At 76.4% G+C, this 7,537-nt stretch carries 6 protein-coding genes and 2 pseudogenes; 3 read left to right on the top strand and 5 right to left on the bottom strand.

Annotation, left to right across the window (positions count from 1 at the left end):
- Window positions 1-304, top strand: a pseudogene (locus AC1MIR_RS04380) (amidohydrolase); the annotation flags it as partial.
- Between the two features lie 12 nt (window positions 305-316).
- Here AC1MIR_RS04380 and AC1MIR_RS04375 read toward each other — a convergent pair.
- Window positions 317-1,717: a cation:proton antiporter domain-containing protein gene (locus AC1MIR_RS04375; RefSeq protein ID WP_480027063.1), complete on the bottom strand. Its 1,401-nt coding sequence runs from the start codon at window positions 1,715-1,717 to the stop codon at window positions 317-319.
- 238 nt (window positions 1,718-1,955) lie between these two features.
- Here AC1MIR_RS04375 and AC1MIR_RS04370 point away from each other — a divergent pair, with 238 nt between their 5' ends.
- Both AC1MIR_RS04370 and AC1MIR_RS04365 read left to right on the top strand, forming a co-directional pair.
- On the top strand, window positions 1,956-2,816 hold the full coding sequence (locus tag AC1MIR_RS04370; RefSeq protein WP_480026945.1) for a pirin family protein: 861 nt from the start codon (window positions 1,956-1,958) through the stop codon (window positions 2,814-2,816).
- A 33-nt stretch (window positions 2,817-2,849) separates the two neighbouring features.
- Window positions 2,850-3,458: a FecR domain-containing protein gene (locus AC1MIR_RS04365; protein WP_480026944.1), complete on the top strand. Its 609-nt coding sequence runs from the start codon at window positions 2,850-2,852 to the stop codon at window positions 3,456-3,458.
- Here the strand turns inward: AC1MIR_RS04365 and AC1MIR_RS04360 are convergent.
- The 4 genes and pseudogenes from AC1MIR_RS04360 to AC1MIR_RS04345 all read right to left on the bottom strand — a co-directional run bounded on the left by AC1MIR_RS04360 (window position 3,455) and on the right by AC1MIR_RS04345 (window position 7,339).
- The gene (locus AC1MIR_RS04360) at window positions 3,455-4,270 is read right to left on the bottom strand and encodes an adenylate/guanylate cyclase domain-containing protein (RefSeq protein ID WP_480026943.1); all 816 of its coding nucleotides are present in this window, start codon (window positions 4,268-4,270) and stop codon (window positions 3,455-3,457) included. The two genes, AC1MIR_RS04365 and AC1MIR_RS04360, sit on opposite strands and share 4 nt — an antisense overlap.
- Before the next feature lie 187 nt (window positions 4,271-4,457).
- Window positions 4,458-5,342 (bottom strand): annotated as a pseudogene (locus AC1MIR_RS04355) (CHASE2 domain-containing protein); the annotation flags it as partial.
- Entirely contained in the window at window positions 5,339-6,013 is a 675-nt protein-coding gene (locus tag AC1MIR_RS04350; RefSeq protein ID WP_480026942.1) for a Crp/Fnr family transcriptional regulator, read from the bottom strand. The pseudogene AC1MIR_RS04355 and the gene AC1MIR_RS04350, both read right to left, overlap by 4 nt.
- A gap of 180 nt (window positions 6,014-6,193) precedes the next feature.
- Window positions 6,194-7,339, bottom strand: coding sequence for a bifunctional 2-C-methyl-D-erythritol 4-phosphate cytidylyltransferase/2-C-methyl-D-erythritol 2,4-cyclodiphosphate synthase (locus AC1MIR_RS04345; protein ID WP_480026941.1), 1,146 nt, complete (start codon window positions 7,337-7,339; stop codon window positions 6,194-6,196).
- Between the last annotated feature and the right edge of the window lie 198 nt (window positions 7,340-7,537).

The following is a 7,537-nucleotide window of genomic DNA, read 5'->3' as shown; positions in this document are numbered from 1 at the left end:
CCCCCGCGGCGCCCCCCCCCCCCCACCCACCCCCCCCCCCCCCCCCCGCGGCGCGGGGGGGGGGGGGGTGACGGTGCGGGGCGGCGGGCGCATCCATCGCGACAAGCCGCCGGTGATGGGTGCCGAGGACTTCGCCTATTTCCTGCAGGACCGGCCGGGCGCCTACATCAAGCTCGGCCAGGCGCAGGGCAGCAAGGGCGCGCGCCCGGTGCACACCACGCTCTACGACTTCAACGACGAACTGCTGCCCGTCGGCGCCAGCTTCTTCGCCACCCTGGTCGAGCAGGAACTGCCGCGGCCCTGACGGCGCCCGCGATCAGTCCAGGATCTGCCGCCGGCGCAGCGCATCGATCGTCTGTTGCGCGGCAGCCGGCGGCACGCCGAGATGCTGCATCGCATAGTCGGCCATGCCGAGCGCCACCTCGCGCTCGCCCATCATCACCAGGCCGATGCCGTCCTCCGCTTCCATCAGCACTGCCTCATCGTCGCTGTGGGTGCGGATGACGACATGGATCGCCGGATTCGCGGCACGCGCCAGCGCCAGCACCGCGCGCGCCTCCACCGCACCGGGCAGCGCCACCACCAGCAGACGGGCGCGCTCCAGCGCGGCGGCCTCCAACACCTCGGGGCGCGTCGCGTCGCCCCAGATGGCCTGCATGCCGGCGTCGACCAGGCGTTCGGCGGCGGCACGGTTCTCTTCCAGGGCCACCACCGGGATCCCATGCCGGCGAAGGGCTCGGATCACCATCGCGCCGCCGCGACCGCCACCGACAACGACCGCATGGCCGGCCGCCGGCGGCCCCCCGGCCGAGAGGATGCGCCGCGGCCGCCGCTCGCCGCGCCAGAGCGCCAGCCGGGCGGAGCGTTCCAGCCGCGGCGCCGCCGCCTCGGCCGCGCGCAGCAGCAGCGGCGTGAGCAGGATGGTCGCGACGGCCGCGACCAACACTGGGCCGCGCACCGTGTCGGGCAGGATCTGCTGCCGCACCGCGACCTCGGTCAGCAGAAACGAGAATTCGCCGATCTGCCCGAGCGAGCCGGCCACGATCGCCGCCGTGCGCGGATGGACCCGCAACAGAAGCAGCAGCGCGAAGGTGCCGCCCGCGACCGCCAGCAGCACCACCAGCACCGAAGCGACGCCGGCCAGCGGCTGCGCCATCACGGCGGCGGGGTCCAGCAACATGCCGACCGAGACGAAGAAGATGGCGGCGAAGATGCGCTGCATCGGCATCGCCTCGGCCGCCGCCTGGTGGCCCAGGTCGCTCTCGCCCAAGACCACGCCGGCGAAGAAGGCGCCGAGCGCGAAGGAGACGCCGAACAGCGTCGAGGCCAGGAAAGCGACGCCGAGCGCCATGGCCAGCACCGCCAGCGTGAACAGCTCCCGCGAGCCGCCGCGCGCCACGCGCACCAGCAGCCAGGGCAGGGCGCGGCGGCCGAACAGCCACATCACGCCGATGAAGGCCGCGAGGGAGAGCGCGGCCTTGCAGAGCTCGTAGAACAGGGAGCCCGCGCCGCCTGCCTGCTGCGCCCCGGCCGCGGCGGGCAGCATCACAAGCGCGAAGACCACGACTAGGTCCTGCATCACCAGCCAGCCCAGCGCGATCCGCCCGGCCTCGCTGCCGAGCCGGCCGCGTTCCTCGAGCGCACGCGTCGCGACCGCGGTCGAGGAGATCGCCAGCGCCATCCCGAAGGCGAGCGCCGCGCCGAAGGCAAGCCCCAGCGCGACCGAGCCCAGCCCCCCCCCCCCCCCGGGGGGGCGCGGGGGGGGGCGCCGCCGAAGCCGAACAGCCCGACGCGGGTGAAGGCCAGGAACAGCTGCAGCCGCGTCGGCGGCGGCGCGAGGTCGGTCATGCGGAATCTCCCCGCACCATGATGGTCAGGCGGCGCGCAGCGCGGAAGCCGGCCGTTGACCGCACGCGCCGCGCGGCGCCATCCCGCCCGCCCGAAGGAGAGATGCGATGCGAAGCCGCAGTCTTGTCGCCGTCCATCCCGCGATGCGCGACGACATCGGGGACCTTCTCACCCGCCGCCCGCTGCCCGGGCCGGGGCTCGACCAGGTGGACCCCTTCCTGTTCCTGAACCACCACGGGCCGCAGACCTACAGGCCGGGGAACCAGGGCCTGCCCTTCGGCCCGCATCCGCATCGCGGCTTCGAGACGGTGACCTTCATCCTGGAAGGCGAGCTCGCCCATCTCGACAGCGGCGGACATGAGAGCGTGATCCGCGCCGGCGGCGTGCAGTGGATGACGGCGGGCAGGGGCCTCGTCCATGCCGAGGTCTCGCCCGAGAGTTTCAAGCGGTCGGGCGGCCCGATGGAGATCCTGCAGCTCTGGGTGAACCTGCCGGGCCGGCTGAAGATGACCGCGCCTGCCTATACCGGCCTGCAGCGGGAGGACATCCCGCAGGTGGATGCCGATGACGGCCGCGTGCGGATCGAGCTGATCTCCGGTGACTGGGATGGCCACAAGGGCGCCTACGAGTCCCTCACCGGCGTGGCGATGACGGTGCTGCGCCTCGCGCCCGGCGGGCACGTCAGCGCGCCGGCCCCGCGGGGCCGCAACGTTTTTCTCTACGTCGTCGCCGGCACGCTGCAGGTCGCCGGGACGGCGGTGCCGAAGTTCAACCTCGTGGAGCTCGCCGATGACGGCGATGCCGTCGCGCTCGCCACCGGGCCGGAAGGCGCCGTCGCGCTGTTCGGCCATGCGGCGCCGCTGAACGAGCCGGTCGTCGCGCACGGCCCCTTCGTGATGAACACGCGCGAGGAGATCGTCGCGGCGGTGCGCGACTACCAGGCCGGGCGCGTCGGCGCGCGGTCGTAGCGTCGGGCGCGGAAGCCGCGGTAGAATCGCGCGATGCTCCGCCGCGCCCTCCTGCCGCTCGCTGCCGCTTTGCTGCCGCTGCCCGCTTTGGCCGCGCGCACCCGCGTGGGGGAGGTGACGCAGCTCGATGGCTCGGCGGTCGCGCTGTTTTCCGGCGAGCCGCCGCGGACGCTCGCGCCCGCCGCGCCGATCATGATCGAGGACCTGCTCAGCACCGGCCCGGCGACGCGCTTCGCCTGCCGGCTGGAGGGCGGGCAGGAGCTGCGGCTCGGCGAGAATGCCAGCCTGCGCGTGGCCCGCGCGGCGCTGCGCGGCGCGCGGCCCGGCACGGCGATCCGCAGCTTCGGCGGCGCGGTGCTGATGGACCTGCCGCCGGCGGATTCCGGCGCGCGACGCGGCGGCACCACGCTGACGCTGCCCTGGGCCGCGATCGGCGTGCGCGGCACGCGGTTCTTCGCCGGCACGCTCGATGGCCGCAACGCGGTCTTCGTGGAGCGCGGCCAGGTTGCGGTCTCGGCCGCCGGCGAGACGGCGGTGCTGACCGAAGGGGAGGGCGTGGACGTCGCGGAGGGTGGCCCGCCCGGCCCCGTCACGCGCTGGGGCGAAGCGCGCATCGCGCGCGCCCTCGCGCTGGTGACCTAATACAGCGGCCGCACCTCCCACTCGCCCGGCAGGCCGCGCAGCGCGAAGCGGCCGAGCGGCGGCGGCAAAGACGGGTCCTCGATCGCCGCCACCAGCGCCCTCCGGCCGAGTTCCTTGCCGAGTTCCTGCAGCCGCGCCGCCATGTTCGCCGCATCCCCGCATACCGCCCAGGTCAGGCGCGATCCGCCGATCTCGCCCGCCAGCACCTCGCCCGCCGCGACGCCGATCCGCGTCTCGCCCCAGCCCAGCGCCAACGCTTCCGGCGTGGCCCGGAAGGCCTCGGCGAAGCGGTCCACGGCACGCGCCGCGGCCAGCGCCCGCGCCGCGTGATCCGCCTGCGGCAGCGGCGCGCCGAAGACGCCGAGCACGCTGTCGCCGATCAGCCGCTCCAGCGTCGCGCCCTCGGCCAGCATCGCCGCCTCGATCCCGGCGAGATAAGCGTTGAGCGCCGGCAAGAACTCGCCCGGCGCCGCGCGGTTCACCATGGCGGAGAAGCCGGCCAGGTCGGTCATCACCACCGCGACGCGGCAGCGCTCCGGCCGCCGCCGCTCCGCCGCGGGCAGGGCGCGCAGGCGGGCGGCGACGCCGGTCGGCAGGCGATGCGCGAAACGGGCGAGCAGCGCGGCGCGCTCCCGCGCGAGGCGCAGCGCCGCCGCAGCCGCCTCCGCCACGCCGCCGAGCAGCGCCGCCAGCGCGGGCAGCACCGGGTCGAGCAGCAATGGCCCGACGCGCAGCGCCGCGCCCGCCGCACCAATCCAGCCGAGGGCGAGCAGCGCCGCCAGCGCGAGCCCCGCGCCGCTGCGCCCCCGCACCAGCGCCGCCGCCGCCGCGCCGCGCCGCCCGGCCCCCCGCCCCCCCGGCCCCGGGCCCCCCGCGCGGCGCCCCCCCCGCCCGCCCGCCCCCCCCGCCGCGCCCCCCCCCCCCCCGCGCCGCCGCGGCGGCGCCGAGCAGCCGGGCCGCCAGCGCCCCTGCCCTGGTGCCGCCGGGCGGTCGGCGCGGCTGCCAGCCCGTCACGATCTGCGCCGCCGCTTCCGCCTGCAGGCGCAGCGAGGGGGTGAAAGGCCCGAAGACGGAGCCGCGCAGCGCCGCGGCCCCCGGCGCCGTCACGCCGATCACCGCCAGCCGCCCGCGCAGCGCCTCCGGCCCCAGCGCACCGTCCAGCAGCGCCGCGGCGGGCAGCATGGGCACGCGCTCGCGCGCCGGATGCAGGCGCAGCAGGCCGTCCGGCGGGAAATCCAGCACGAGCGGCCCGACCTCCAACCGCATCGGCGCGCCGCCGCGCAGCAGCAGCGTCCGCTCGCCGAGCGCGCTCGCGATGGCCGCGAGGGCAAGGCCGGGCGCCGCCGTCGCCTCCGCCCCCGGCGCGCCGCGCCGCCCCCGCCGGGGGGCGGCGCGCACCACTTCGCCCGGCCGGCCGGCAAAGCCCGCGGGCACGCCGCCGATCGCCGGCGGCGCCAGGCCGGGCAGCAGCGCAACGCCGGCCAGATCGGGCCCGCCGAGCAGCGCGACCCCGAATCCCGCCGCCGCGCGCGGCCCGGCGAGCGCCGCCTGCCCGGTCGGGACGAGGCCCAGTGCCTCGGCCAGCGCGGCATCGCCCGGCGCCGGCTCCTCCACCACGATGTCGAGCGCGATCGCTGCCGCGCCGGCCTGCGCCACCGCCGTGACCAGGGCGGCGAGCCTTTCGCGCGGCCAGGGCCAGGGTCCTTCGGCGGCGCGCGCCGCCGCGCCCCCCGCCACGGCCACGACCGGCGCGCCGGGTTCCGCGGGCCGGGGGACCAGCGCCATCAGCCGGTCGGTCGCGGCCTCCCGGATGTCGGTCGCGGGGCGGGGCGCCAGCCGCGCGGCCCGCGCCCGCCGCGCCGCGGCGGCCGCCCCCGCCTTCACCCGCCGGCAGCCAGCCCGCGCAGCCCGGCGGGATCGCTGAGCCTGAGCCCGGCGCGCACCGGCTCGATCAGCCCACGACCGCGGAACTCGGCCAGCACGGCATTCACCTTGGGCCGCGTCGCCGCGACCAGCGCGGCGATCTGCCCCTGCGGCAGCCGCACCAGGCCGGAGGGATCGGCGGCGGCAAGCTGCAGCAGCGCCATCGCCACGCGCTCCTGCAGGCTTCGCAGCCCGACCGCCTCGGCCTGGTCCGTGGTGCGGCGCAGCCGGGCGGCAAGCGTGCGCAGCAGGGCGGAAGCGACCGCCGCATCCTCCCCGATGATCCGCGCCGCATCGGCGTGCCGCAGGAGCCGCGCACGCACCGGCGTCAGCGCCGTGGCGTCGGCGCTGCGCGGCCCGCCATCGATCAGCGCGATCTCGCCCAGCGGCTCGCCCGGCCCGATCAGCCCGAGGGTGAGTTCACGTCCCGCCTCGGTGGAGAGATGGACCCTCACCAGCCCGTCCACCACGACGACCAGCCCCTCGCCGGGATCGCCGCGGCGGAACAGCACCGCACCCGCATCGTGCCGGACCGGCCGGGCGACGGCGGCCAGCCGGTCGAGGGCGGCGTCGGGCACGCCGGCAAGGAAGGGCAGGCGGCCGAGCAGCCGCCTCGTCTCGGGATCTGGCACGATGCGCGAGCATGCCCGGCGCGGCGCATCCTCGCCAAGCGGGCGCGGGCGCGGATCATGCCTGGGGCGCCGAGGATGCCGCGATGCGGCTCGGCCATGGCCGGTCTCCTGCTGGTCAGGGCAGGAGCCTCGCAGGATGCCGCGGGGCCGGCTGTTCCGCTGGGAACAGGCCGCTTCGGATCAGGCCGGCAGCAGCACCGTCGCGGCGGCCTGCGCCGCAATGCCTTCGCCGCGGCCGGGGAAGCCCAGGCGCTCGGTCGTCGTCGCCTTCACCGAGATCCGGTCGATGCCCACACCCAGCAGCTCCGCCAGCCGCGCCCGCATCGCCGCCGCATGCGGCGTGATCTTCGGCTGCTCGCAGATCAGCGTCACATCGGCATTGGCCAGCACGCCGCCGCGCGCCGCGATGCGCTCCGCCGCATGGCGCAGGAAGCGGGCGCTGTCGGCGTCCGTCCACTGCGCTTCGGAAGGCGGGCACCCGCGGCCGATGTCGCCCTCGGCCAGCGCGCCATAGATCGCGTCGCAGAGCGCGTGGATGCCGACATCGGCGTCCGAATGGCCCGCCAGTCCGAGGGGACCGGGCACCACCACGCCGCACAGCACCATCGGCCGGTCGGGGACGATGCGGTGGACGTCGAATCCCGTTCCCACGCGCGGGACCATCCCGGCCAGCATCGTCGCCTCCATCCGCCGCAGATCCTCCGGCCAGGTGATCTTGATGTTCGAGTCGTGCCCGGGAACCAGCGCCACCGGCAGCCCGGCGGCCTCCATCACCTGCGCGTCGTCCGTGACCTCGGCGGTCAGGGCGCGATGGGCGGCGAGCAGGTCCGCATAGCGGAAGGCCTGCGGCGTCTGGGCGCGGAACAGCCCGTCCCTGGGCACCGTCGCCGCGATGCGCCCGGCCGCGCCGCGCTTCAGCGTGTCCGCCACGGGCAGCGCCGGGATCGCGCCTGGTGCCGTCTCCAGCGCGGCGAGCAGGGCAGGGACGGTGCCCGGCGGCACCACGGGCCGTGCCGCATCATGCACCAGCACGAAGTCGGGCGGATCGGCTTCCAGCGCCGCGAGTCCCGCCAGCACGCTCGCCTGCCGCGGCGCCCCGCCGGCCACCGGCTTCAGGCAGGGCAGCCCTTCGAGCAGGCTGGCCAGCAGCGCCTCGTCCCCCGGCGGGGCGACGGGCTGGATGGCGGCGACCCCGCCCTCCCGCAACAGCGCCTCGGCCGCGTGGCGCAGCACCGGGCGGCCGAGCAGGGGCAGGAACTGCTTGGGCAACTCGGCCCCGAAGCGCGTGCCGCGACCCGCCGCGACGAGCAAGGCGATCGTTCTCATCGCGGTGATGCTAGAGCACGTTCCGATCGACTGGAATCAGTCGATCGGAAGGTCGTGCTCTAGCAGGCTGGGGAAATTCGCGGCCGGAGGCTTGGTTTTCCTGGTGTGTGCGGTGAGCAAGCGGTCTCTTGCGGGCTGCTCGGTGCGGTTTTCGGCGCCGTCCCGCCGCGATTTATCGCGCCAGGTCGTCTCCCGGCG

The sequence above is a fragment of the Falsiroseomonas sp. RANM36 genome (genome assembly GCF_056682175.1).
This window is presented reverse-complemented; position numbering and strand designations above follow the sequence as displayed.

What these genes read in the sequence shown, in the direction of transcription:
- AC1MIR_RS04345 (WP_480026941.1), bottom strand. Translation starts at nt 7,339, where the DNA reads ATGAGAACGATCGCCTTGCTCGTCGCGGCGGGTCGCGGCACGCGCTTC.
- AC1MIR_RS04365 (WP_480026944.1), top strand. Translation starts at nt 2,850, where the DNA reads ATGCTCCGCCGCGCCCTCCTGCCGCTCGCTGCCGCTTTGCTGCCGCTG.
- AC1MIR_RS04370 (WP_480026945.1), top strand. Translation starts at nt 1,956, where the DNA reads ATGCGAAGCCGCAGTCTTGTCGCCGTCCATCCCGCGATGCGCGACGAC.